Source organism: Pseudomonas sp. Pseusp9 (assembly GCF_059491265.1).
Genome location: NZ_CP168500.1, coordinates 2,306,802 through 2,332,511, shown reverse-complemented (window position 1 = coordinate 2,332,511; position 25,710 = coordinate 2,306,802). Strand labels below are relative to the sequence as shown.

Sequence of the window (25,710 nt, the reverse complement as noted above, 5' to 3'; positions counted from 1 at the left end):
TACAGAGGTTGTGCATGATTTTCAAGGCATCACAATCCTTGTGAATTCCCTCTCCGCCACCCACCTCGGGTGGCGTTCGCCCGATGTACCCAAGCCTATCGTAACCCTCAGATCACAGGCGCAGTCCGCGCCTTGCGTAAGCGTCCGGCCCAAGGCCGGCCTGCCATTGATGAGGAGTCTTGCGTGCACATCGCCCGAACCGTTTTCCGCGACGACCATGAGATGTTCCGCACCACCGTGCGCCGTTTTTTCGAGCGTGAATGCCTGCCGCGCCAGGCCGCCTGGGACAAGGCCGGCCAGGTCGACCGGGAAACCTGGCTCAAGGCCGGCCGCGAAGGCTTGCTCGGCATCACCCTGCCCACCGAATACGGCGGAGGTGGCGGCGATTTCGGCCACTGCGCGGTGTTCAACGAAGAGTTCGCCAGGGCTGGCGTGAGCGGTGCCTACTTCGGCATGCATTCCGACGTGATTGCCCCGTACATCAACCGTTGCGGCAATGAAGAACAAAAACAGAAATGGCTGCCGGGCATCTGCGCCGGCGAAATCATCCTCGCCATCGCCATGACCGAACCCGGCACCGGCAGCGACCTCAAGGCCGTGCGCACCACCGCCGTGCGCGATGGCGACGAGTACGTGATCAATGGCAGCAAGACCTTCATCAGCAACGGCCTGACCGCCGACCTGGTGATCGTCGTGTGCAAGACCGACCCGGCCGCCGGCGCCAAGGGCATCAGCCTGATCGCTGTGGAAACCAGCCGCGCCGGCTTCAAGCATGGCCGCAAGCTGGAAAAGGTCGGCCAGCATGCCCAGGACACCGCCGAGCTGTTCTTCGACAACGTTCGCGTGCCGGTGGGCAACCGCCTCGGCGAGGAAGGCCTGGGCTTCACCTCCCTGATGGGGGAACTGCCGCAAGAGCGTTTTTCCATCGCGATCTCGGCGGCCGCCAAGCTTGAACGCCTGCTGGAGCAGACCGTCGAGTATGTTAAAGACCGCAAGGCCTTCAACCAGACCGTGTGGGACTTCCAGAACAGCAAATTCAAGCTCGCCGACATCAAGGTCCAGGCCACCGCCCTGCGGGTGATGGTCGACCACTACCTGGGCGAACACATGCGTCGCCGGCTGACCCTCGAAGAAGCCGCCATCGCCAAGCTCCACACCACCGAAACCCTGTGGAAATGCATCGACGACATGGTCCAGCTGCACGGCGGCTACGGCTACATGATGGAGTACCCGATTGCCCGCGCGTTCGTCGACATGCGCGTCAACCGCATCTACGGCGGCACCAGCGAAGTCATGCGCGAAGTGATCGCGCGCAAGCTCTGAACCTCTCTAACAACAAGGAAAACAACGATGAGCAATAAAGTGTTCGTTGCTGGCGTCGGCATGATCCAGTTCAAGAAACCGGGGACCAACGAGCCCTACGACATCATGGGTGAACAGGCGATTCGCCTGGCCCTGGCCGACTGCGGGCTGGACTTCGGCGACATCCAGCAGGCCTACGCCGGCTACGTCTACGGTGACTCAACCTGCGGCCAGAAAGCCCTGTACCGCGTGGGCATGACCGGCATACCGCTGATCAACGTCAACAACAACTGCGCCACCGGCTCCAGCGCGCTGTTCCTGGCCCGTCAGGCCGTGGCCAGCGGCGCGGTGGACTGCGCCCTGGCATTCGGCTTCGAGCAGATGAACCCGGGTGCGTTGAAATCGGCCTGGACCGACCGTGCCCCGGCCACCGAGCGGGCCCTCAAGCTGACCAACGAACTGGTGGGCATGCCCGACCTGCCAACCGCGATTCGCCAGTTCGCCGGTGCCGGTTACGCGCACATGCAGAAGTACGGCACCCGCCTGGAAACCTTCGCCAAAATCCGCGCCAAGGCCAGCCGTCACGCCGCCAACAATCCATTGGCGGTGTTCCGCACCGTGGTCAGCACCGAAGAAGTCCTGGCCGCACCGATGCTGTGGGAAGGCGTGCTGACGCGCCTGATGGCCTGCCCGCCGACCTGCGGCGCCGCGGCGAGCATCGTGGTCTCCGAAGCCTTCGCGAAAAAACACGGCCTGCGCACCGACGTGCTGATGGCCGGCCAGGCCTTGACCACTGACCTGCCGAGCACCTATGACGCCAAGGACATGATCCGCGTGGTCGGTTTCGACATGACACGCATGGCCGCCGACATCGCCTACAACCAGGCCGGCATCGGCCCGCAAGACATCGACGTGATCGAACTGCACGACTGCTTCGCCCAGAACGAACTGCTGACCTACGAAGGCCTGGGCCTGTGCGCCGAAGGCGCGGGCGAGCAATTGGTATGCGACGGCGACAACACTTATGGCGGCGAATGGGTGACCAACCCGTCCGGCGGCCTGCTCTCCAAGGGCCACCCGCTGGGCGCCACCGGCCTGGCCCAGTGCTACGAGCTGACCCACCAGTTGCGCGGCACCGCCGAGCAGCGCCAGGTGCAGAACGCACGCATCGCCGTGCAGCACAACCTCGGTCTGGGCGGCGCCTGCGTGGTGACCGTGTACCAGAAAAACTGACACGGCCGGTAACCCAGGGAGCCATTCAGATGATCGACAAGAAACACATCGGCAGACAACTGCCCACGTTCCTCGCCACCGCCGAAGCCGGACAACTGCGCTTCTTCGCCAAGGCCACCGGAGAAACCAACCCGATCTATTTCGACGCGCAGGCCGCCCGCGATGCCGGTCATCCCGACCTGCCGCTGCCGCCGACCTTTCTGTTCTCGCTGGAATTCCAGATCCCGTCCAACGCCTGGCGCGACGAACTGGGCATCGTCACCGCACGCATCCTGCACGGTGAAGAGTCGTTCCGTTATCTCCGCATGGCCTACGCCGGCGACACCCTGCGCTTCGACGTACGCATCGCCGACATCTACGACAAGAAAGGCGGTGCTCTGGAATTCGTGGTGCGCGAAACCCGAGTAACCAACCAGCACGGCGAGCACGTTGCGGACCTGCGCAGCGTGCTTGTGCAGCGCAACAGCTGAAGCGGAGAACCCTGATGAACGCGATTAGCCTGGAAAAAATCAACATCGGCGACACCCTGCCGCCACTGGCCCTGCCGCCGATCAACCGCACCACCCTGGCCTTGTTTGCCGGCGCGTCGGGCGATCACAACGCCATTCACATCGACACCGACTACGCGCGCAAGGCCGGCATGCCCGATGTGTTCGCCCACGGCATGTTGTCGATGGCCTACCTCGGTCGCCTGCTGACCCAGTGGGTCGACCAGCGCCAGCTGCGCGAGTTCGGCGTGCGCTTCATGGGCATCACCCACCTGGGCCATCAGATCACCTGCACCGGCGTCGTGGTCGAGCGTTTCGAAACCGACGGCGAACAACGGATCAAGGTCGAAGTGCGCACCACCAATCAATACGGCGAGACCAGGATCGTTGGCGACGCCGTGATCGCTCTGTAAACAAAACCCATCATTGAGGAGCAACACCCCATGGCAAAACTCGAAGGCAAAGTCGCACTGGTCACCGGCTCCGGTCGTGGCATCGGCCAGCAGATCGCCCTGAAACTGGCGAGCGAAGGCGCACGCATCGTGATCAACGACCTGGACGCCGACCCGGCCCACGAGACCGCAGCAATGATTCGCAAGCTGGGTGGCGAAGCGGCCGTCTGCCACGGCAACGTCAGCGCTCCGGACTTTGGCGACCGCTACGTCAAGACCGCGATGGACAACTTCGGCGCCATCGACATCATCGTCAACAACGCCGGCTACACCTGGGACGACGTGATCCAGAAGATGAGCGACGAGCAGTGGTACGCCATTCTCGACTGCCACATGACCGCGCCCTTCCGCATCCTGCGTGCCGCCTACCCGATCATCAAGGCCCAGGCCCAGGCAGATATGGCCGCAGAGCGCGAAGTGTTCCGCAAGGTGGTGAACATTTCTTCGGTGTCGGCGCTCAATGGCAACGCCGGGCAGATGAACTACTCCTCGGCCAAGGCCGGTGTAATCGGCATGACCCGGGCGCTGGCCCGTGAATGGGGCCGTTTCAAGGTCAACGTCAACGCCGTGGCGTTCGGCTTCATCGAAACCCGCATGACCAAGGCTGACGCCCATGCCGGCGCCACGGTGAACATCGAAGGTCGTGACATCCGCGTCGGCATCAGCCCGGAAGCGGCCAAGTCGTTCGCCCAACGCAACCCGCTGGGCCGCCCGGGCACCGTGCAGGAAGCGGCCGACGCCGTGTACCTGTTCTGCTCGCCGGAGTCGAACTACATCACCGCCCAGACCATCGCGGTGGCCGGCAATCTGCAATAAACAAAACTGTAGGAGCGAGCCTGCTCGCGAAAAACGTCAGGACACCGCGCTCAATCAGACAGCCCGCGTCTTCATTGACGTCCATCGCGAGCAGGCTCGCTCCTACAGGACCGCAGGATCACTCCATGAACATGACTGAAAGCACCATCCACCGCGCAGTGCCGATGGAGGCAGCTTCATGAGCGACCTCATGCACCCCTTTTCCATGGCCGGCAAAACCGTGCTGGTGGCCGATGCCACCACCCGGCTCGGTGCCCATTTCGCCCGGCTGATCAGCCTCGCGGGTGCCCGGGTGGCCCTCGGCGGGCCACACCCTGCACAGCTTGAGCAGCTGCAAGCCGACCTGCGCTGGGAGGGCGGCGAGGTGCTGATCGTCAGCCTCGACAGCGCCCGCCGCCCCAGCATCGAAGCGGCGCTTGCCGCCGTCGAGGAGCGCTTGGGCAGCGTCGATGTGCTGATCAACAACAGCGCCGAGCGTGGGCACGTGGTGCCGCACAATCACCTTGTGCATTGCACCAGCCAGCACATGATCAAGGCCGAACGTGGCGGCAGCATCGTCAACATCGAGCCGCCACCGCGCCCGATCAGCGCGCCCAACCCCTGTCTGCGGCCCAACAGCAGCCTGATCCGCATGAGCCGGGCCATGGCCCAGTCACTGACGCCGCACCGGATCCGGGTCAACGTGATTGCCGCCGGACGCGGCAAGGACACTGCTCTGCAGGAGCTCAACGGCCCGCTGCTGTTGCTGGCCAGTGGCGCCGGTGCCAGCGTCACGGGTGCGGTGTTGCATGTCGACCATCACGCCACCTGATACGGGTGGCGTTTTATTTCCGACGCCCCCTGAACATCGCGATCGGTCGCCCTGCGCGACGCCCGTCAACAAGGAGCCGGTCAGATGACTCGCATAAAAAAGTGGCTGCCGAAACTCGCCCTGGTGGCGACAACGGTCATGGCAATGGCGGCCAATGCCGCCGACAAACCCAACATCCTGGTGATCTTCGGCGATGACATCGGCCAGACCAACATCAGCGCCTACTCCATGGGCGTGGTCGGCTACAAGACGCCGAACATCGACCGCATCGCTCACGAAGGCATGCTGTTCACCGACTACTACGCGGAGAACAGCTGCACCGCCGGGCGCTCTTCGTTCATCACCGGTCAGTCACCGCTGCGCACCGGCCTGACCAAGGTGGGCGTACCGGGGGCGCCGATCGGCATCCAGAAGCGCGACATCACCATCGCCCAGGCCCTCAAGTCCCAGGGTTACGCCACCGGCCAGTTCGGCAAGAACCACCTGGGTGATCGCGACGAATACCTGCCGACGAATCACGGTTTCGACGAGTTTTTCGGCAACCTGTATCACCTCAATGCCGAAGAAGAACCCGAGCGCCCGTACTGGCCCAAGGACGACCCGGACTTCGTCAAAACCCGTACGCCACGGGGCGTGATTCACAGCTACGCCGACGGCAAGATCGAAGACACCGGCGCCCTGACCACCAAGCGCATGGAAACCATCGACGACGAAACCACCGCGGCGGCCCAGGCGTTCATCGAGAAGCAGACCAAGGCCGACAAGCCGTTTTTCGTCTGGATGAACACCACCCGCATGCACGTGTTCACCCATGTGCGTGACTCGATGAAGAGCCAGAGCGGCATGCCCGGCAACGAGTATGCCGACGGCATGCTCGAGCACGATGGTGACATCGGTAAACTGCTCAAGACCCTCGACGACCTGAAGATCGCCAACAACACCATCGTCGTCTACACCTCCGACAACGGCCCGAACCAGTTCTCCTGGCCGGACGCGGCGACCACGCCGTTCCGCAACGAAAAGAACTCCAACTGGGAGGGCGCGTACCGGGTGCCGGCGATTGTGCGCTGGCCGGGCAAGATCAAGGCCGGTGCAGTGTCCAACGAGATGTTCTCGGGCATGGACTGGTTCCCTACCCTGCTCGCCGCGGCGGGCGATACCGAGGTGAAGGACAAGCTGTTGAAAGGCTGGGCGCCGACCTCGGGCGGCAGCAACTTCAAGGTGCACCTCGACGGTTACAACCAGTTGCCTTACCTGACCGGTCAGCAACCCAAAGGTGAACGCCGCGAGTTCTACTACTTCAATGACGACGGCGTGCTGGTCTCGATGCGCTTCGACAACTGGAAAGTGGTCTTCGCCGAACAGCGCGAACCCGGCGGTTTTGCGGTGTGGAGCAGCCCCTTCGTGGCGTTGCGCGTGCCCAAGCTGTTCAACCTGCGCATGGACCCGTATGAGCGCGCTGACCTGGTTTCGGATCAGTACAACGACTGGCTCGTGAAGAACTCCTACCTGCTGGCCGCAGGCGTGGCCAAGGCTGCGCGCTTCCTGCAGACCTTCATCGAGTACCCGCCGAGCCAGAAACCCGCCAGTTTCAGCATTGACCAGATCCGCGCGGCGGTAGACGCGAAAATCGAAGAAAAGCTGAAAAGCCAGGCCAAACCGTAAGAGGTGCCTCACCATGACAAAGTCCCGGTCATTCGGGGCTTTGTCATTGAGGAATCTGCACCAATGGCCAACCGGCCCGGCTGAAATTAAGCTTGGGCTAAGGTTGCCTCGTTAGGCTCGACGCTTTCCGGTAGTCGAGCATTTCGAAGATGGGTAGTGTCGATACAAACGCCAAGCCACCGTTCAGCATCGTGCTGGTCAATTACAAAACCCTTGATTTGACCAGGATCTGCCTTGACCTTTTGCGTGAGCCTGTTCGCAAAGCCGGCATTGCCGTCTGGGTGGTGGATAACGGTTCGGCGGATGCCAGCGTCGAGTATTTGCGCTCACTCGACTGGATCAACCTGATCGAACGCGATGCGCCCGCCAAGGAGCCGGGCCACATCGCCCATGGCAAAGCACTGGACATGGCACTGGCCAGGGTCGAAACCGACTATCTGTTCCTGATGCACACCGACACCTTCGTCTTCGACGCAAACGTCTTCGAAATGATGATGGAGCACTGCACCAAGGATCGAAAAGTCATCGCGGTCGGCTGCACCGAGCAACTCAATCGCGGCTTGCCAAGGACTGTCTGGCGCTTCACTTCACGCTTCGCCAAGCACCATTTCCGCCGCCTGAAACTGTCCCTGGGCCTGCGCTCAAAAGAACCGAAGCCCTACACCGAGACATACCTGAAAAGCTTCTGCACCCTGTGGAATTGCAGGCTGATGAAGCAACAGGGCCTGCATTTCCAGATCGATGATCGAGTACCCGGCTATGAACTGCAGGACCGTGTGCTCGGGCTTGGCCACAAGGTCGTGTTTCTGTCGCCCGGCAAGATCTTCAAGTACCTGGACCACGTCCAGGCCGGCACCGTCGCCGCCGCTGGCGGCTATGGCCAGGATCACCGACGGACCAGAATGTACCAGAACATACTCAAGCGCTTCAGTGCCGACAATACCTCGATGCCTTGAACAAACCTCGCATATCCGACTACAAAAAAGCCCACTGACCATTGCTGGTTCAGCGGGCTTTTTTGCATCAGGCTCACTGGCTCATGATGAACGTCGCCAGGCTTTTCAGGTCGTCCGAGCTCAACTGCGCGAAAGGCGGCATGGGCACATCCCCCCACTTTCCGCTGCCACCGTGCTCGATGCTGGACATGACCCGGGCCAGAGCCTGCGGGTCATTGGCATATTTGGCCGCCACATCGTGATAGGCCGGGCCGACGACCTTGTGGTCGACCGCGTGACACGACAGGCAGGCATTGTCCTTGAGCAAGGCCGAGGCGACTTTCGCCACCGACACCGTCGGTGGCTGATCCGCTGGCGGGTTCGAGGCCGCCTGAACATCGGCATCGCTCGCCTTGGCGCTGCCGTAGGTCACCGCCAGATAAGCGCCGATAACACTCACATCCCGGTCGCTGATCGGCGCACCGTACACGTGCTGCATCTTGCTCGCTTCGGCGGTCCACTGCGCCAGGCTCATGCCCGGAGGCTGGAAGTTGATGTAATCGGCCGAATGGCAGATGGAACACTTCTGCTGGGCCAATGGGTAGCCCGGCAATGTACTGGGCTTCAAGGCAGCCGTTTCGGGCGGCAGCGTAATCGAAAGGGGTGCTGCGCCGGCCATGCTGGCCAGACCGATCTGAGCCGCGCACAGCAAGGCGGTCATGAATTTCATGGGTTTCATGCGGCCCTCCTCAGGCGACGGTGACGTGGCTGGTTTCGACGACGTGGCGACGGTAGCCACCGGGGTTCCAGTCGGCTTGCAGCGGTTGCGTCTCGCCGGCACTGTTGCTGGCTCGCACCATCAACTGCGTGGCGCCCTTGCTGGTAAAGGTGATCGGCAGCGTCCACTCGCGGAAGGAGAAACGGCCAAGGTCCTGCCCGAGGGTGGATTCACGCCAGGTTTTTCCGCCGTCGATCGACACTTCCACCTTGTTCACCCCCACGCCGCCGTCGAACGCGATGCCCTTGAGCACCACACTTTTGTTCAGCGGCAATACCTCGCCGTGCTTGACGCTGGTGATGAAACTGCGCACCGGCAATTTTGAAATCGGCTTGGTTTTCTCCGGCGTAGTGCCGGGAGCAACACAGAAGCAGTCGTTATCCGGAACCCGATAACCCTTGGCCATGAAAAAACCGTCGTAGGTATGGTCGACGACTTCGATCTCGCTCAGGTGCTTGACCCAGTACGTGCCGAAGTAACCTGGCACCACCAGGCGTATCGGGTAACCGTTGAGAAATGGCAGGTCGGTGCCATTCATCGACCAGGCGATCATCGGCTCGCCGTCCATGGCATGGCTGATGTCCAGCGCCTTGATGAACTCCGGCGTGCTCGGCAGCACCGGTTTATCCAGGCCACGGAAGGTCACTTGCCTGGCCTCGGCCTTCACCCCGGCCTTTTCCAGCACCGCCTTGAGCGGCACCCCCAGCCAACGCGCATTGCCCATGGAGCCATTGCCCAACTGAGCGCCGAACACCCGCGGCATCGAGAAGCCCCGGCTGTTGCCCGAACACTGATTGACGGCCACCACTTCCACCGGCTCGGCGAGGGCCTTGAGGTCGGCGAGGGACAGTGACAGCGGCGTGTCGACCACACCCTTGATCGTCAGGCGGTAGGTGTCGGGGTCGATGCTGGTCGGGAAGTTGGCCAGGTGATAACGCACGAAAAAGGCGTCATTGGGCGTGATCGGCCCTTCGTTGAAGACAGAGAACGGCGTCTCCAGATGCGGTGGACGCGTGGTCACCAGGGTCAACGGACGCTTTTGCGGGTATTGCACCAGCGGTCGAGGGCCCGCGGCAAAGGTCACTTCCTCGGCAGACTCGCTGACCGCCCCGCTTTCCTCGGCAGCCCTGGCGAGGCTGGCCAACGGCGAGGCTGCCACAGCCAGAGTGAATGCATCGCGTAAAACCCGCCGGCGACTCGGCTGGCTGCTGTCTACAAAACTGAACTTCATTGCACGCTCTCCTTGATTGTTTTATCGAGATGCAACTGACAGTTCCTCGTCAGGATGAAGAGGCATCAGCCTTGATGTGCCAGTGCGGGTTCTCTTTATTGTTCGATGTCGATAAACAAACCAGTATCGTCAGGTGCACATGGCTTGCTTCGCATTGAACGTCAGGGACTTGGCAATTGATGACAGGGGTTGTCGATATGTGCGGCATAGAGAGATGCCGTTTCAATGGCTTTTTTTCACATTAGCCTAAAAACTGCCATCGCCTGCTACCGCCAAGGCAATCGTCTATTGAACTCCCAATGCCAGAGAGGATGAACGCCAACCTGTGTAGGAGCGAGCTTGCTCGCGATGGTCGTCAACGATGACGTGGGCTGTCTGAATCCCCGCGGTGTCCCGGCGTCTTTCGCGAGCAAGCTCGCTCCTACAGGGAAACGCGTTCAATCGCGATCAGGTCGGCTATCAGGCCGCCTCGCTTTGACTCTGGCTTTTGCTTTTGCTTTTGCTTTTGCTTTTGCTTTTGCTTTTGCTTTTGCTTTTGCTTTTGCTTTTGCTTTTGCTTTTGCTTTTGCTTTTGCTTTTGCTTTTGCTTTTGCTTTTGCTTTTGCTTTTGCTTTTGCTTTTGCTTTTGATCTTCTTGCCCCATCGAGAGGCCGAGCGCAGGTTCTGCGCAGTGGGCAACCCGGCATGGATGCCGGGTTAGCCGCGTACGGCCATGGATGGCCGATCGCGGCGGGCCCACGGAGCAGGACCGGAGCGAGGGAATGCCGAGCCTTGGCGAGGCACCGAACGTCAGGGGCAAGAGCCCTTGGTTACTTGGGGCTTTTCCAAGTAACCCGCTGTAAAAGCGGAACCGTTAGTGGCCGTGACCACAACAACGGATATGTACACAAAAACAACGTCGCCAGACACAAAGCCTTCGCGAGCAGGCTCGCTCCCACAATGGGACTTCATACATCCGCAAATTCAGCCAGGTTCGCGATCAATTGAAAAACCGCTGCTAAAGCCTAAAAACTGCTTCGCCTGCTACTGCAAGGCAACAATCTGTTGAATCCCCAGTGCCAAATTGCATTCAGGGCTGCAGAGGATAAACGCCAGATCGTAGGAGCGAGCCTGCTCGCGATGGTCGCCAGGACAACGCGGGCATTCAGGCAGCACGCGTCATCGTTGACGTCCATCGCGAGCAGGCTCGCTCCTACAGGTATTGATGGCGCCCGCCAATGCCAGGTCGGCTATCAGGCCGCCTCGCTTTGGCTTTGGCTTTTGATCTTCTTGCCCCCATCGAGAGGCCGAGCGCAGGTTCTGCGCAGTGGGCAACCCGGCATGGATGCCGGGTTAGCCGCGTACGGCCATAGGACCGGAGCGAGGGAATGCCGAGCCTTGGCGAGGCACCGAACGTCAGGGGCAAGAGCCCTTGGTTACTTGGGGCTTTTCCAAGTGACCCGCTGTAAAAGCGGAACCGTTAGTGGCCGTGACCACAACAACGGATATGTACACAAAAACAACGTCGCCAGACACAAAGCCTTCGCGAGCAGGCTCGCTCCCACAATGGGACTTCATACATCCGCAAATTCAGCCAGGTTCGCGATCAATTGAAAAACCGCTGCTAAAGCCTAAAAACTGCTTCGCCTGCTACTGCAAGGCAACAATCTGTTGAATCCCCAGTGCCAAATTGCATTCAGGGCTGCAGAGGATAAACGCCAGATCGTAGGAGCGAGCCTGCTCGCGATGGTCGCCAGGACAACGCGGGCATTCAGGCAGCACGCGTCATCGTTGACGTCCATCGCGAGCAGGCTCGCTCCTACAGGTATTGATGGCGCCCGCCAATGCCAGGTCGGCTATCAGGCCGCCTCGCTTTGGCTTTGGCTTTGGCTTTTGATCTTCTTGCCCCCATCGAGAGGCCGAGCGCAGGTTCTGCGCAGTGGGCAACCCGGCATGGATGCCGGGTTAGCCGCGTACGGCCATAGGACCGGAGCGAGGGAATGCCGAGCCTTGGCGAGGCACCGAACGTCAGGGGCAAGAGCCCTTGGTTACTTGGGGCCGGGCGGCGCTCCGCTTTTCCAAGTAACCCGCTGTAAAAGCGGAACCGTTAGTGGCCGTGACCACAACAACGGATATGTACACAAAAACAACGTCGCCAGACACAAAGCCATCGCGAGCAGGCTCGCTCCTACAATGGGACTTCATACATCCACAAAATCAGTTGGGTTCGCAAAAAATGGAAAAACCAAAAAAGCCCGCCAACCGTCACCGGTTCAGCGGGCTTTCTTTTATACGGGTCAGCTAACCCAAACATCCCACCTCAACGGCAGGACATCCGAATCACAACGCCATATCAGCCGATGCATTAGCCTTCGGCGCTTTTACAGCCGTATCGACCGTCACAGGCTTCACAGCCGGCGCAATCACCGCTGGTGGCGGAGTCAGTTCCAGCACCTTGGCAGTGTAGGCCCACTCTTCAGCAACCTTCTCAGCGCTGACATTCAGCTGGGTACCGTAGCTCGGCACGATCTGATGCAGTTTTGCCTGCCACTCAGGAGTCGCAACCTTGTCCTTGAACACCTTCTGCAGCACGGTCAGCATGATCGGCGCAGCGGTCGAAGCACCTGGAGAGGCGCCCAGCAGGCCGGCGATGCTGCCGTCTTGCGAAGCAACGATCTCGGTGCCCAGCTTCAACACGCCACCAGCCGCTTCGTCACGCTTGATGATCTGCACGCGCTGGCCGGCTTGCCACAGGCGCCAGTCTTCAGCCTTGGCGTTCGGGAAGTACTCCTTCAGGGCGTTCATACGGTCTTCGTCAGACAGCATCAGCTGGCCTGCAAGGTACTCGACCAACGGGTATTCCTTGATGCCGACCTTGGTCATTGGCCACACGTTGTGCGTGGTCGTGGTGGTCAGCAGGTCCAGGTACGAACCTTCTTTCAGGAACTTGGTGCTGAAGGTCGCGAATGGGCCAAACAGGATCACGCGCTTGCCGTCCAGCACGCGGGTGTCCAGGTGCGGAACCGACATCGGCGGTGCGCCTACCGAAGCCTTGCCGTAGGCCTTGGCCAGGTGTTGCTGGGCGATGGTCGGGTTCTCGGTCACCAGGAACGAGCCGCCTACCGGGAAGCCTGCGTATTCCTTGGCTTCAGGAATGCCGGACTTCTGTAGCAGGTGCAGGGCACCGCCGCCGGCGCCGATGAACACGAATTTCGCGTCGGTTTCGGTCTTGCTGCCGTCTTTCAGGTTCTTGTAGCTGACGCGCCAGCTGCCGTCTTCGTTCTTGCTGATGTCCTGCACTTCGCTGGACAGCTTCAAGTCGAACTTCGGCGTGGTCTGCAGGTGTGCTACGAACTGACGGGTGATTTCGCCGAAGTTCATGTCGGTGCCGATCGGGCTCCAGGTGGCCGCGACTTTCTGGTTCGGGTCACGCCCTTCCATCATCAGCGGTACCCACTGCTTGATCACGGCCGGGTCTTCGGAATACTGCATGCCGGCGAACAGCGGGCTCGCCTGCAGGGCTTCGTAGCGTTTTTTCAGGAACTTGATGTTGTCATCGCCCCACACGAAGCTCATGTGCGGAGTGGAGTTGATGAACGAACGCGGGTTCTTCAGCACGCCTTGCTGAACCTGCCAGGCCCAGAACTGACGGGAGATCTGGAACGCTTCGTTGATTTCAACGGCCTTCTGGATCGAGACCTTGCCGTTCTCGTCTTCCGGGGTGTAGTTCAGCTCGGCCAGGGCGGAGTGACCGGTACCGGCGTTGTTCCAGCCGTTGGAGCTTTCCTGGGCGACGCCGTCGAGGCGCTCGACCATTTCCATTGACATGCCGGGTTCCAGCTCGTTGAGCCACACACCCAGGGTCGCGCTCATGATGCCGCCGCCAATCAGCAGTACATCGACTTTCTTTGCCTCTTGTGCGTGGACGGAACTCATCCCCATCGACAACGCCAGCCCCAGCAGGGCCGTGTTCACTTTCTTAAACATCTGTAGCACCTATGATAAAACGCCATCCGCCCATCCATCCTCACGCGCACAGCCCCGTGTTTCACGGCAGTCACGGGTGCGGCACTCAAGGATTTCAGGGTGGGCACACAAGGCCGACGAACCGCATCGACCCTAGTTAAATGTCCCTTCTGAACTGACTTTTTATCTTTATTGGCTTCAGCTACTTGAGCGACAGTGATTCCGTCGGCACGTCTCGCGGACGCGCCAACTGAACAGGTCAAACCAAGTTGGCGCGAAGAATATCACGACAAGGCTTACCCGCGCGTCTGTTGCCGGCTCCTACAGGTTCCGGTGCACGAGGTTACGGCGGATCGGCGACTATACTCAGTGGTCTTCGGATGAGCAGGTGAGGACAAGTCATGAGCGACAAAGACGATCTGCGCAAGTACTCCTCTCAAGTCATCGACGGTGTTGAAGCCGCCCCCGCACGCGCCATGTTGCGGGCCGTGGGCTTCACCGATGCAGACTTCGGCAAGCCGCAGGTCGGCATCGCCTCGACCTGGGCCATGGTCACGCCCTGCAACATGCACATCGACAAGCTGGCGCTCGAAGCCGAAAAAGGCGCGAATGCCGCGGGTGCCAAGGGCGTGATCTTCAACACCATCACCATCTCCGACGGCATCGCCAACGGCACCGAGGGCATGAAGTATTCACTGGTGTCCCGCGAGGTGATCGCCGACTCTATCGAAGTGGTCACCGGTTGCGAAGGTTTCGACGGACTGGTGACCATTGGCGGCTGCGACAAGAACATGCCGGGATGCCTGATCGGCATGGCGCGGCTCAATCGCCCGTCGATCTTTGTCTATGGCGGCACCATCCAGCCGGGGGCCGGCCACACCGACATCATTTCCGTGTTCGAGGCCGTGGGTCAGCACGCGCGGGGCGACATCAACGAAATTCAGGTCAAGCAGATCGAGGAAGTGGCGATCCCCGGTCCCGGGTCCTGTGGCGGCATGTACACCGCCAACACCATGGCCTCGGCCATCGAGGCATTGGGCATGAGCCTGCCCGGTTCCAGCTCCCAGGACGCCATTGGCACCGACAAGGCGTCGGACAGCTTCCGGGCCGGCCAGCAGGTCATGGAGTTGCTCAAGCTCGACCTCAAGCCCCGCGACATCATGACCCGCAAAGCCTTCGAGAACGCCATCCGCGTGGTGATCGCCCTCGCCGGCTCGACCAACGCCGTGCTGCATCTGTTGGCCATGGCCAATGCGGTGGATGTCGAACTGACCCTGGATGACTTCGTCGAACTGGGCAAGATTTCCCCGGTGGTCGCCGACCTGCGCCCCAGTGGCAAATACATGATGAGTGAACTGGTGGCCATCGGCGGTATTCAACCGCTGATGAAGCGCATGCTCGATGCCGGCATGCTGCACGGCGATGTGCTGACCGTCACCGGCCGGACCCTGGCGGAAAACCTGGCCAGCGTGCCCGATTACCCGGCCGGCCAGGACGTGATCCGGCCTTTCGACCAGCCGATCAAAAAGGATTCCCACCTGGTCATTCTGCGCGGCAACCTCTCGCCCGGCGGTGCCGTGGCCAAGATCACCGGCAAGGAAGGCCTGCGCTTTGCAGGCACGGCCCGGGTCTATCACGGCGAGGAAGGTGCGCTGGCCGGCATTCTCAATGGCGAGGTACAGCCCGGCGAAGTGATCGTGATCCGCTACGAAGGCCCCAAGGGTGGGCCGGGCATGCGCGAAATGCTCTCGCCGACGTCGGCGGTCATGGGCAAGGGCCTGGGCAAGGAGGTGGCGCTGATCACCGATGGGCGTTTTTCCGGCGGCTCCCACGGCTTCGTGGTCGGCCACATCACGCCGGAAGCCTTCGAGGGCGGGCCGATTGCGCTGGTCGAGAATGGCGACAGGATCATCATCGATGCGCAAACCCGGCAGATTACCGTGGACGTCTCCGAGGCTGTGCTGGCCGAGCGCAAGTCGCGTTGGGTGCCGCCGCCGCCCAAGTACAAACGCGGGGTGCTGGCCAAGTATGCGAAAACGGTGTCCAGTGCTTCGGAGGGGGCTGTGACGGATAAATACCTTTAGGCCAATAGTCCAGGGGTGCCTGAACCAATGCCTTCGCGAGCAGGCTCGCTCCCACAAGGGATCTTCATCATAAGGAGATCGACTGTGGGAGCGAGCCTGCTCCGGGCGGCGTTCCGACGAAGGCGTCCTTTCAGGAAACAACCAACCTCAAAGCCTGAACCGATCCACTGACTGCGCCAACTGCCCCGCCAGGCTGGACAACTCATCGGTGGTCGAAGCCGTCTGCCCGATCACCTTGCTGTTGCCTTGCGACATGCCGGCAATCATCTCCACCTGATGGGCGATTTCGTTGCTGGCCAGGCTTTGTTCGCCGATGGTGCGGCTGATGTCATTGACCAGTTGCGTGGTGTTGAGCGTGGCATCGAGGATTTCACGAATGGCGCGCTCGACATCGGCCGTCACCGCCATGCCTTTGTCGACCTGGGCCACGCCCTCCTCCATACTGATCACCGCCTCGCGGGTGCTTTGCTGGATGCGCGCAACCATGCTGGCGATTTCCTGGGTGGAAGCGCTGGTGCGCCCCGCCAGGCTGCGGACCTCATCGGCCACCACGGCAAAACCACGACCCTGCTCGCCGGCTCGGGCGGCTTCGATGGCGGCGTTCAGCGCCAACAGGTTGGTCTGGTCGGCAATGCCCTTGATCACCTGAATGATGCTGAAAATCCCCTCGGACTCTTTATCCAGCGTGCGAATCACCTGCGCCGAGTGCTGCGCCGAACGCGCGATGCCGTCCATGTCCTTGACCACCTGATGGATCACGCGGCCACCGTCCTTGGCCAGCGCCTCGGCCTGATTGGCCATGTCCAGCGCCCGCTCGGCATGCCGGGTGATTTCCTCGATGCTCGCCGTCATTTCACTGGCGGCCGCGGCCATGGTGCTGGCTGCGGCACTTTGCTGCTGGCTGCTGCCTGCCACCTCATGACAACCGTTGCTCAGTTGTTCGCTCATGCCGCTGACACCGTGGGCGTTGCTGCGCACGACTTCGATCATGCCGCGCAAATCCCGCTGCATGGTCGCCAGGCTACGAATCAATGCGCTGGCTTCGTCCTTGCGGGTGGGTTCGACAATCGGTTCGCCGAGGTTGCCATGGGCGATGCTCTGGGCAATGCGACTGGCTGTTTGCAGCGGGCCCATGATGCTCAGGATCGCCGAACGCCCCAGTGCCAGCAGCAGCAACAAACTGGCGATCAGCATGCCACCGAGGGTCAGGTTGGCGTTGCTGATGGCTTGCGCCGTGCCCTGGCTGGTCTGTTGCGTGTTGCTTTCGATCAACTCGCTGAGAGCCGCCATCTGGTCTTCCAGCTGGCTGAAGGCGTTGTTGAATGTGCCCAGTTCCTGTTGCGCCGCTTCGGGGTGTTCCAGCGCCAGCCCGACGATGCGCTCGGCGGCGCTGATGTAGGTGTCGAGGCTCGGCTTGATCTTGTTCAGAGCGGCCTTGATGGTGGCGTTGACCGGCAGCTTGAGGTTCTCCCCGAGCACTTCGCGAAAGCGCCGGGTGTGCTCTTCGATGGAATTGCGCACCTCGGCCTTGCTGCTGGTGCTTTTGTTCAAGCCCACCAACATGGCCGACAACACATCGGCGCGCAACGCGTCGTGCATCATGTCGGCTTCCAGGTGGTTGCGCAGCGCGGCCATGCTGACGTTGTTGTCGTCCACGGCCTCGGCCATCCGGGTGTTTCCCAGGTAACTGACCAGGCTCATGATCAACGCAGTGAGCAATCCGGTGCCGATCAGCAACGTTAAACGCAGTTTTATGGACACGCTGTGGTTCCTCTCTGGCATGTTTGGCGACGGGATTTGCCTGGCGCGGATGGCACGCTTGAAGAGGTTATCGACGGGTTCGAGCCGTAGTTGAAGGCGACTCCCACAGATTGTTGTTTTTGCGACATGCGGTCGCCGGGCAAGTTCGCTTTTTTCCTCCATCGCATGATAGGTTGTACGATGACTGACGAATATTCGGCCAGTTGTCGTGCTATCCCTACAACAACAAGGAAACACCCATGAAAAAAGCAACCGTGCTGATTGGTTTTCTGTGCCTGTTCAGCGGCTACGTCGCCGCCACCCCGGCTGCCGCGGACAAGGAAGTGGCCCAGGCGGTCGACCACCTGACCCAGGCCATGCTGCACAAAGACATCCCGGAGCTGAACGCCCTGACCGCCGAGAACCTGACCTACGGGCATTCCAGCGGCAAGATCCAGGACAAGCAGGCCTTCATCGCCGACATCGAAACAGGCAAGAGCGCCTTCAAGACCCTGGAGATGCAAAACCAGACCATTACTGTCTCGGGTGATGTCGCGCTGGTCCGCCACCACTTCTCGGCGCAAGCGCTCAAAGGCACCGAAGTGGTGCCAACCGAAATCGAGAACTTGCAGGTCTGGCAAAAACAGAACGGCAAATGGCTGTTGGTGGGACGGCAGGCGTACAAGTTCTGATTTGCGCATAAACAAACCCCGACGCTGGACCTGTGGGAGCGAGCCTGCTCGCGAAGGCGGTGTATCCGACACTATTGATGTCGCCTGACACACCGCATTCGCGAGCAGGCTCGCTCTCACAAGTACTTTGGTCGGCCGTAGAATGGGCATTCACTGAAGATCAGGACTGTGGTCAGCTGCCCTTCCACTCCCGTGGGCTGAGCCCGGTCTTGCGGCGAAACGCCCGGGCCAGCGCCGAGGGGCTTTCGTAACCGACTTCTTCGGCAATCAGCGCAATCGGCCGGCCCTCGCGCAAGCGTTTCTGCGCCAGGCTGATGCGCCAGCTCACCAGGTAATCCATCGGCGTCTGCCCGACCACCCGGCGAAAATGTTCGGCAAAACCGGCCCGCGACATGTTGGCGGCGACCGAGAGTTCGGCCACGCTCCAGGCCTTGGCCGGGGTTTGATGCATCAGGCTCAGGGGGCGCGCCAGGCGTGCATCGGCGAGGCCGGCCATCATGCCCGGTTGCTGGCCACCGGTACTCAGAATGTGCCGCAGCAACAGAATCACCAGCAATTCAAACAGCCGGTCCATTACCGCTTCACGCCCGCATGTACCGTCAAACGCCTCGTTGAACAGCCATTCCAGGGTCCCGGCCAGCGCCGGGATTTCATCGAGCTTGAGCACCAGGTAATCCGGCAGTGCCGCCGCCAGGGCATTGCCCGCACCGCCGTCGAAATCCAGGCTCGCGCAGACCAGTTGCGTGCCGGACGCTTCTGAGGCGAGCAGGCGATGGCGATAGGGCCGGGGGAAAAAGATCAGGGTCGGCTCGCTCAGTTGCAGGTCCGCTTGATCACCCAGCCTGAGCAGCAATTCACCCGCCTGAAGCAGGTGCAAATGACCGCCGGCCTGTTGGCCGTCGAAGGCGGCAGTACCGCAAAACGTGCCGCTATGGAACGTACCGGCATTGACGCCAAAGTGTGTGAGCAACGTGGACAAGCGATCCATGACAAGGCTCCCGAGGGCAGTTCTGGACGATCTGTTGCATATCCTCGACGATTTGCATCCAACACGCCAGGCGTTCTCCCTAACATCCGCTCCGTACCCGGCGCATTCCGCGCTTCACACCACGGAGTATCACCATGACCCGCATTGCCCCGATCAGCCTGGAACACGCCACCGATGCCACCCGCCCGCTGCTGGAAGGCGTGCAGAAGAAAATCGGCTTTTTACCCAACGTCTTCAAGGTATTGGCCCACGCCCCGGCGGTGTTGGCCTCGTACCTGCAAAACTCCGCCGCACTGGGCAAGACGTCCTTGAGCGCCACGGAAAAGGAAGCGGTGTTCCTTGCCACGTCGCAAATCAACGGTTGCGATTACTGCCTGGCGGCCCACACGCTGTTCGCCGGCAAGGCCGGGCTCTCGGGCCAGGACATCCTCAGCGCGCGTCAGGGGGAACTCAATCCCTATGCCACCCTCGCCCGCCAGGTCACCGAAAGCCGTGGCCACCTGACGGTCGAGCAGATTGCCGCCGCCCGTGCCGCCGGCATCGACGACGGCAAGATCATTGAAGTGATCGCCCACGTGGCTGCGCAAACGCTGACCAACTACCTGAACAACGCTGCGCTGACCGACATCGACTTTCCGGCCATCGACGCCTGAATGACTTGAACGACGGAGTACCCACCATGAATACCGTGACCTTGTACACCACCGACACCTGCCCTTACTGCCGCAACGCCAAGGCCTTGCTCGCCAGCAAAGGCGCGGTAATGGAAGAAATCAACATCCAGCGTGAGCCCGGAAAGTTCGAAGAAATGCTCAGCCGCAGCAACCGCCGCAGCGTGCCGCAGATTTTCATCGGCGACACGCACATCGGCGGTTTCGACGACCTGGCCAAACTGGATCGTCAGGGTGGGCTGATGTCGATGCTGGCCTGAACAGGTCAGGTATTGGTTTTCAGCTTGGTCCACAAGCGCGTGCTCAGGCGTGCGATGGCCGCGGGCAAGTCCTCGACGGTGAACAGCTTGTCCATCACGGTCTTCGGCGGATAAATCGCCAGGTCCTGCTTCACCGCCGGGTCGACAAAGGCATCCGCCGCGCTGTTGGGGTTGGCGTAATGGATGCTGTTGCTGATGTTGGCGATCACCTTGGGCTGCAGCAGGTAGTTCATGTAGGCGTAGCCGTTGTGTTCATGGGGCGCGCTCTTGGGCATGACCACCATGTCGAGCCACAGCGTGGAACCTTCGTCCGGGATCGAGTAGGCAATATCGATCCCGTTTTTGGCTTCCCTGGCGCTGGCGGCGGCCTGCACGATATCGCCGTTGAAACCGATCACCGCGCAGACGTTGCCGTTGGCCAGGTCGCTGATGTACTTGGACGCATGGAAATACTGCACGTATGGGCGGATTTTCAGCAGCGCCTGCTCGGCTTTCTTGTAGTCGGCAGGCTCATGGCTGTGGGGCGGCAAGCCCAGGTAATTGAGGGTGATCGGCAGGATCTGCGTCGGATTGTCGATGATCGCCACCCCACACTCGCTGAGCTTCCTGATGTTGTTCTCGTCGAAGAACAGGCTCCAGGAATGGGTGACGTCGGTGTTGCCGAAGATCGCCTTGATCTTCTCGACGTTGTAACCGATGCCCGCCGTGCCCCACATGTAGGGGAAGCCGTACTGGTTACCCGGATCGTTGACCTCGAGTTTCTTCATCAACGCCGGGTCAAGGTTTTTCCAGTCGGGCAACTGGCTCTTGTCGAGTTTCTGGATGGCCCCGGCCTTGATCAGACGCGACAGGAAGTGGTTCGACGGGCTGACCACGTCATAACCGGTGTTGCCGGTCATCAACTTCGATTCCAGCACTTCGTTGCTGTCATGGATGTCATAGGTCGCCTTGATCCCGGTTGCCTGGGTGAAACTGGGCAAGGTGTCGTCGGCGATGTAGCCGTTCCAGTTGGAAATGTTCACGGTTTCGTCGGCATAGATCGCGGCGGAAAAGGTCGAGATCAGGGCCACAAGGGAAAACGTATGGACGCGCATGTTGAATCACCTTCGATGGGAAGTGCTTTTGTTCTTGTCGTTAAACGGGTGTTTTCAGATTTCGCTTCTGGCCCGGACCGCCTCCACGCGCATACGCAGCATGGCACCGATATCGAGCAACGGCTTGGGCGGCAGCCAGCCGGGCTGCGCCCGTTGGATGACCGAGTGCAGCAGCGGGGATTCGCGACCCGAGGCCCACTCCGCCAGCAAGCGGCCCCACAGCGTGCCCCGGGCCACGCCGGAGCCATTGCACCCGGCCACGGCGAAAACGCCCTCCTCGACCTTGGCGAAATACGCTTGCCCGGAGCGCGAAGCGCTGAGATGGCCGGTCCAGGTGTATTCGATGTCCTGCTCACCGAGCATCGGGAACCGCCGCTGCAATCCCAGCACGTGGTGCTGGCGGCGGGTCGACAATTCGCCCGGGGACAGATCCCGGGAACGGTACTCCGCGGTGTTGCGGATCATCACCCGGCGATCCGGCGTCAGGCGCACCGTGGCGCCCAACGGGCGGGTCGACAGCACGCCCCAGGACGCGGGCGCACCCATGGCCTGAAACTCTTGATCGCTGAGCGGCCGCGTGAGGCTGGCGCTGAGCTCCATGGCAAAGGTGCCGCTGTCGTCGATACCCGCCCGAGGTACAAAGGCGTTCAGGCAGACCAGTACTTGCCTGGCCTCGACGCAGCCGTTTTGGCTGCGGGCGCGAATCCGCCCGTCGCCCAGGCGCTCAAGGCTGGTGATGTCAGTGTTTTCGCAGACCGTCACGGTCTGCGGCAAGGCCTCGAGCAAGCCCCGCACGTACTTCGCCGGTTGCAGCAGCGCATTGCCATTACCGCACCAGATCGCGGCGCGGTAGTGCCGGCTGCCGAGTTTCTCGTTCAATGCCTGGCCCTGCAGAAAATGCGCGCTGGCGCCAACGGCACGCAGGGTCTGCAGCTTGGCCTCGACCTGGGTCAGCTTGCGTGGATCGCTGACGGCGAAGAAGTAGCCCGATTCCCTGAAGTCGCACTCGATGCCATGGCGGGTGATCTGCTGGCGGACTTCGTCGGCGGCGGCGCGGCCGATGGCCGTATCCACCTGATAGCCGGCGAACCCGGCGCTACCCAGCAGTTCGCCAGCGGCGGGATGCTCATGGGCCACCACAAAACCGGAGTTGCGCGCCGATGCCCCTTGCGCAGCCCGCTGGCGATCAACCACCACGATGCGGGCCTGGGGGTGCATTTGCGCCAGAGCGTGCGCCGCACTGAGGCCGGTGATGCCGCCACCGATCACCAGCCAGTCGGCGTGTTGCGTGCCTTTGAGCGAGTCGCGCAACGGAGAGCTCCCCGCTTGCGCAATCCAGCCACAGATATTTTCCATGCGTCACCTCAGATTCTTGTTCTGCCGGCCGTCTCGATCCAGAGCAACACTGCATGCAGGATTCGCATGAGTGGTTTTCGAGCACGGCGGCAATGACTAGAATCTAAAGGGCCATAACGCGAACAACCAACGTTATTAAATCATCGAGGCATTCTGAAAACGCATGGATAAAATTCGCCACGTGCCCTCGCTGCAGGGCTTGCAGGCCTTGGTCGAGGTTGCCGGATCAGGCAGCTTCACCCAGGCGGCACAAAAGCTCTGCCTGACCCAAAGCGCCGTGAGCCGACAGATCCAGCAGTTGGAGAGCCACTTTGGCGTGCCGCTGTTTGTCAGGAGCAGCCGCAGCATTCAACTGACCGCGGAGGGCGAGCAGGTACTGGCCAGTGCCCGCAGCATCCTCGAACAGTTACGGTCCCTCGAAGAGCGGCTCGCGCCGCAGGAACGCCCGTTCCGCATCCGCATGCATGTGTCACTGGCGGTGCGCTGGCTGCTGCCCAAGCTGAGCGATTTCTACCGGCATCACCCGGACGTATCCCTGGCAATCGAAACCGTGGCCACCGAAGTGGTTGAGCCGGCCAGTGACAGTGACGCCTACATTCTCTACCTGCCCGAGCCGTCCACAGCGCCCGATTGCCTGACCCTGTTCGAGGAAGCCCTGGTGCCGGTGTGCGCGCCAGGCCTGGGCAACCCCGGTCGGCCGATGACATCGCTGGAAGATTTATCGGGGTTCGCCCTGCTGCACCGTTCTTCCGATCAGCATGACTGGCAGGCCTGGCTGGCGGCCAACGGCGGCCTGTCGTTGCAAGACTATCGGCATATCCCCTTCAACCTCGACGAACTGGCACTCGATGCCGCCGCGCGTGGCCTGGGGGTGGCGATGACAGACATGACCCTGGCGGGCGAATCGATTCAACGCGGCGAACTGCTGATTCCGTTCGGCGAACCGTTGAAGACCCGGGGGATTTACTCGCTGTGCCTGCAACCCTCGGCCGCTGCGCATCCCGCCTGTGGGGCGGTGATGCAGTGGTTCACCGCGCAAGCCACTGCAAAACCCTGTGGGAGCGAGCCTGCTCGCGAAGACGGAATGTCAGTCGAGGTCAAAGGTGACTGACACAACGCCTTCGCGAGCAGGCTCGCTCCCACAGGGGTTGAGCTAAGCCCTCAATCATCCTCATGCAACTTGATGCCGCGTTTATGCAACACATAGGGCACCACCAGCACCAGCAGCGTCAGGGCTAGAAAAAACGCCGAGATCGGTTGCGTGACGAACACCGTCCAGTCGCCCTGGCTGATGGACAAGGCGTTACGCAGTTGCTTCTCGGCCATCGGCCCCAGCAGCATGCCGACGATCACCGGGGCGACGGGGAAGTCGAACCGCCGCATCAGCACCCCGCCCCAGCCAATCGCCAACATCAGGATCAGGTCGAAGGATGAGTGGCGCATGCCATACACGCCGATGGTGGCGAAGACGAGGATGCCGGCATTCAGGTACGGCCGGGGGATTTGCAGCAGCTTGACCCACAACCCCACCAGCGGCAGGTTCAACACCAGCAGGATCACGTTACCGATGTACAGCGAGGCCACCAGCGTCCACACAAGGTCAGCGGAGGTTTCGAACAGCATCGGCCCTGGTTGCAGGTTGTAGTTCTGGAACGCGGCCAGCAGGATCGCCGCGGTAGCGGAGGTCGGGATGCCCAGGGTCAGCAACGGCACCAGGGACCCGGTCGCGCTGGCATTGTTGGCCGCTTCGGGACCGGCGACCCCTTCGATGGCGCCCTCGCCCTTGTTGGCCGAAAACTCCTTGGGGTAGCGGCTGAGCTTGCGCTCGGTGGAGTAGGACAAAAAGGTTGGGATCTCGGCGCCACCGGCCGGAATCGAACCAAACGGAAAACCGATCAGCGTGCCCCGCAGCCACGCCGGCACCGAGCGTTTCCAGTCCGCGCGGGTCATCCACAACGAGGTCAGGCGGTGCCGTCCTTCGTTTGATTCCCCTTGATAGAGCAGGCTGTACAAGGCCTCGCCAACCGCGAACAATCCCACCGCCACCAGCACCACTTCGATACCGTCGACCAGTTCGGGCACGCCGAGGGTGTAGCGGGCAATGCCCGAGGTCGAGTCCAGGCCGATCAAGCCGATGGTCAGGCCGACGCCGAGCGAAGCAAACCCGCGGAGCATGGACGCGCCAAGCACCGCCGACACCGTGGTGAACGACAGCACCAGGATCGCGAAGTATTCGGTCGGGCCGAAATTCAGGGCCAGCCTGGCGACGATGGGTGCAAACAGCGTCAGCAAAATCGTGGCGATGGTGCCGGCGACGAATGAACCTATCGCCGCCGTTGCCAGCGCCGGCCCGGCCCGGCCGTTGCGCGCCATCAGGTTGCCTTCCAGGGCCGTGACCATGGACGACGATTCACCGGGGGTGTTGAGCAGGATCGAAGTGGTGGAGCCGCCGAACTGTGCGCCGTAATAAATCCCGGCGAACATGATCAGCGCGCCAGTGGGGTCGACCTTGGCGGTGACCGGCAACAGCAGGGCCACCGTCAGCGCCGGACCGATCCCCGGCAACACGCCGATGGCGGTGCCGAGCAGGCAGCCGATGAACCCCCACATCAGATTGATCGGCGTCAGTGCCGAGGAAAACCCCATCGCCAGGCTGGAAAGAATGTCCAAGGTGTCGATCTCCTCTCACAGCCAGATGTTGATCAGCGATGGCAGGGAAACCCCCAGCCCGGCGTTGAACAACCAGTAGATCGGCAGGGTCAAGGCAATACCGATGGCCAGGTCCCGCAGCGGATGACGGCTGCCAAAACCCCGCGCCGAACAGGCAAACAACAACCCGGCGGCCAGCACAAAGCCGATGAGGTTGATCAGCACCGCCACCCCGAGAAGTCCCCCGGTCACCCAGGCCGCACCCGACTTTCCACCGGGCACCGTGGCGGCGTCGTGTTCCAGTTCGCGAAAGCCGCCACTGATGGCCTGATACCCCAGCACCAGGCCCACGGCCCCCAGAAACGCCGCCACGATATAGGGATAAACGTACGCAGGGAGGATGACGAAACCCATTTCCGGCGGAAAACGGTAGGCGCCCATCGCCAACACCACGCTGATGGCGATCAGGCCGATGCCGACCGCCAACTGCGTCGGCACCACTGTGCGCAGTGTGGTCATC

The 25,710-nt window shown here is 61.5% G+C and carries 23 protein-coding genes and 1 pseudogene; 13 read left to right on the top strand and 11 right to left on the bottom strand.

Going from position 1 to position 25,710, the window contains the following annotated elements; genetic code table 11:
- The first annotated feature begins 222 nt into the window (after positions 1 to 222).
- The 8 genes from ACEN8E_RS10565 (at position 223) to ACEN8E_RS10530 (ending at position 7,723) form a co-directional block, all read left to right on the top strand.
- Entirely contained in the window at positions 223 to 1,323 is a 1,101-nt protein-coding gene (locus ACEN8E_RS10565) for an acyl-CoA dehydrogenase family protein (RefSeq protein WP_495593302.1), read from the top strand.
- A 27-nt stretch (positions 1,324 to 1,350) separates the two neighbouring features.
- Positions 1,351 to 2,535 carry a lipid-transfer protein gene (locus ACEN8E_RS10560; RefSeq protein ID WP_495592546.1) on the top strand — a complete coding sequence of 395 codons (1,185 nt, stop codon included), beginning with the start codon at positions 1,351 to 1,353 and terminating at the stop codon, positions 2,533 to 2,535.
- 29 nt (positions 2,536 to 2,564) lie between these two features.
- On the top strand, positions 2,565 to 3,005 hold the full coding sequence (locus ACEN8E_RS10555) for a MaoC family dehydratase N-terminal domain-containing protein (RefSeq protein ID WP_495592545.1): 441 nt from the start codon (positions 2,565 to 2,567) through the stop codon (positions 3,003 to 3,005).
- A gap of 14 nt (positions 3,006 to 3,019) precedes the next feature.
- A complete protein-coding gene (locus ACEN8E_RS10550) occupies positions 3,020 to 3,436 on the top strand; it encodes a MaoC family dehydratase (protein WP_495592544.1) in 417 nt (138 codons plus the stop codon).
- A 30-nt stretch (positions 3,437 to 3,466) separates the two neighbouring features.
- Positions 3,467 to 4,291, top strand: a complete 825-nt coding sequence (locus tag ACEN8E_RS10545; protein WP_495592543.1) for an SDR family NAD(P)-dependent oxidoreductase — start codon at positions 3,467 to 3,469, stop codon at positions 4,289 to 4,291.
- A gap of 178 nt (positions 4,292 to 4,469) precedes the next feature.
- On the top strand, positions 4,470 to 5,102 hold the full coding sequence (locus ACEN8E_RS10540; RefSeq protein WP_495592542.1) for an SDR family NAD(P)-dependent oxidoreductase: 633 nt from the start codon (positions 4,470 to 4,472) through the stop codon (positions 5,100 to 5,102).
- An 84-nt stretch (positions 5,103 to 5,186) separates the two neighbouring features.
- Positions 5,187 to 6,767: an arylsulfatase gene (locus tag ACEN8E_RS10535; RefSeq protein ID WP_495592541.1), complete on the top strand. Its 1,581-nt coding sequence runs from the start codon at positions 5,187 to 5,189 to the stop codon at positions 6,765 to 6,767.
- A gap of 149 nt (positions 6,768 to 6,916) precedes the next feature.
- Positions 6,917 to 7,723, top strand: a complete 807-nt coding sequence (locus ACEN8E_RS10530; protein ID WP_495592540.1) for a glycosyltransferase family 2 protein — start codon at positions 6,917 to 6,919, stop codon at positions 7,721 to 7,723.
- A 73-nt stretch (positions 7,724 to 7,796) separates the two neighbouring features.
- Here ACEN8E_RS10530 and sorB read toward each other — a convergent pair whose 3' ends face one another.
- The 4 genes from sorB to mqo all read right to left on the bottom strand — a co-directional run bounded on the left by sorB (position 7,797) and on the right by mqo (position 13,677).
- Complete coding sequence (gene sorB, locus ACEN8E_RS10525) at positions 7,797 to 8,441, bottom strand: SorB family sulfite dehydrogenase c-type cytochrome subunit (RefSeq protein WP_495592539.1); 645 nt, start codon at positions 8,439 to 8,441, stop codon at positions 7,797 to 7,799.
- A gap of 10 nt (positions 8,442 to 8,451) precedes the next feature.
- Entirely contained in the window at positions 8,452 to 9,711 is a 1,260-nt protein-coding gene (gene sorA, locus ACEN8E_RS10520) for a SorA family sulfite dehydrogenase catalytic subunit (protein ID WP_495592538.1), read from the bottom strand.
- A 437-nt stretch (positions 9,712 to 10,148) separates the two neighbouring features.
- The gene (locus ACEN8E_RS10515) at positions 10,149 to 10,397 is read right to left on the bottom strand and encodes a hypothetical protein (RefSeq protein WP_495592537.1); all 249 of its coding nucleotides are present in this window, start codon (positions 10,395 to 10,397) and stop codon (positions 10,149 to 10,151) included.
- A 1,633-nt stretch (positions 10,398 to 12,030) separates the two neighbouring features.
- Positions 12,031 to 13,677, bottom strand: a complete 1,647-nt coding sequence (gene mqo, locus ACEN8E_RS10510; RefSeq protein WP_495592536.1) for a malate dehydrogenase (quinone) — start codon at positions 13,675 to 13,677, stop codon at positions 12,031 to 12,033.
- 380 nt (positions 13,678 to 14,057) lie between these two features.
- Between mqo and ilvD the strand changes: the two genes are divergently transcribed.
- Positions 14,058 to 15,740 (top strand): dihydroxy-acid dehydratase, encoded by a 1,683-nt coding sequence (gene ilvD, locus ACEN8E_RS10505; RefSeq protein WP_495592535.1) that lies wholly within the window; start codon positions 14,058 to 14,060, stop codon positions 15,738 to 15,740.
- 147 nt (positions 15,741 to 15,887) lie between these two features.
- Here the strand turns inward: ilvD and ACEN8E_RS10500 are convergent, their stop codons facing one another.
- Positions 15,888 to 16,613: a methyl-accepting chemotaxis protein gene (locus ACEN8E_RS10500; protein WP_495593301.1), complete on the bottom strand. Its 726-nt coding sequence runs from the start codon at positions 16,611 to 16,613 to the stop codon at positions 15,888 to 15,890.
- 132 nt (positions 16,614 to 16,745) lie between these two features.
- Positions 16,746 to 17,522: pseudogene (locus ACEN8E_RS10495) on the bottom strand (MCP four helix bundle domain-containing protein); the annotation flags it as partial.
- 218 nt (positions 17,523 to 17,740) lie between these two features.
- On the opposite strand from ACEN8E_RS10495, the gene ACEN8E_RS10490 reads away from it, so the two are divergent.
- A complete protein-coding gene (locus ACEN8E_RS10490) occupies positions 17,741 to 18,172 on the top strand; it encodes a nuclear transport factor 2 family protein (protein WP_495592534.1) in 432 nt (143 codons plus the stop codon).
- 172 nt (positions 18,173 to 18,344) lie between these two features.
- Here the strand turns inward: ACEN8E_RS10490 and ACEN8E_RS10485 are convergent, their stop codons facing one another.
- Positions 18,345 to 19,160 (bottom strand): helix-turn-helix domain-containing protein, encoded by an 816-nt coding sequence (locus ACEN8E_RS10485; protein WP_495592533.1) that lies wholly within the window; start codon positions 19,158 to 19,160, stop codon positions 18,345 to 18,347.
- A 134-nt stretch (positions 19,161 to 19,294) separates the two neighbouring features.
- Here ACEN8E_RS10485 and ACEN8E_RS10480 point away from each other — a divergent pair, with 134 nt between their 5' ends.
- Together ACEN8E_RS10480 and grxC are read left to right on the top strand one after the other, a co-directional pair.
- The gene (locus ACEN8E_RS10480; protein WP_495592532.1) at positions 19,295 to 19,813 is read left to right on the top strand and encodes a carboxymuconolactone decarboxylase family protein; all 519 of its coding nucleotides are present in this window, start codon (positions 19,295 to 19,297) and stop codon (positions 19,811 to 19,813) included.
- A gap of 26 nt (positions 19,814 to 19,839) precedes the next feature.
- Entirely contained in the window at positions 19,840 to 20,091 is a 252-nt protein-coding gene (grxC, locus tag ACEN8E_RS10475; RefSeq protein WP_495592531.1) for a glutaredoxin 3, read from the top strand.
- 5 nt (positions 20,092 to 20,096) lie between these two features.
- Here the strand turns inward: grxC and ACEN8E_RS10470 are convergent, their stop codons facing one another.
- Positions 20,097 to 21,185 (bottom strand): polyamine ABC transporter substrate-binding protein, encoded by a 1,089-nt coding sequence (locus tag ACEN8E_RS10470; RefSeq protein ID WP_495592530.1) that lies wholly within the window; start codon positions 21,183 to 21,185, stop codon positions 20,097 to 20,099.
- Between the two features lie 54 nt (positions 21,186 to 21,239).
- A complete protein-coding gene (locus tag ACEN8E_RS10465; protein WP_495592529.1) occupies positions 21,240 to 22,541 on the bottom strand; it encodes an NAD(P)/FAD-dependent oxidoreductase in 1,302 nt (433 codons plus the stop codon).
- A gap of 163 nt (positions 22,542 to 22,704) precedes the next feature.
- On the opposite strand from ACEN8E_RS10465, the gene ACEN8E_RS10460 reads away from it, so the two are divergent.
- Entirely contained in the window at positions 22,705 to 23,652 is a 948-nt protein-coding gene (locus ACEN8E_RS10460; RefSeq protein ID WP_495592528.1) for a LysR substrate-binding domain-containing protein, read from the top strand.
- Positions 23,653 to 23,702: 50 nt separating this feature from the next.
- Here ACEN8E_RS10460 and ACEN8E_RS10455 read toward each other — a convergent pair whose 3' ends face one another.
- The gene (locus ACEN8E_RS10455; RefSeq protein ID WP_495592527.1) at positions 23,703 to 25,211 is read right to left on the bottom strand and encodes a tripartite tricarboxylate transporter permease; all 1,509 of its coding nucleotides are present in this window, start codon (positions 25,209 to 25,211) and stop codon (positions 23,703 to 23,705) included.
- 15 nt (positions 25,212 to 25,226) lie between these two features.
- Positions 25,227 to 25,709: a tripartite tricarboxylate transporter TctB family protein gene (locus ACEN8E_RS10450; protein ID WP_495592526.1), complete on the bottom strand. Its 483-nt coding sequence runs from the start codon at positions 25,707 to 25,709 to the stop codon at positions 25,227 to 25,229.
- Between the last annotated feature and the right edge of the window lies 1 nt (position 25,710).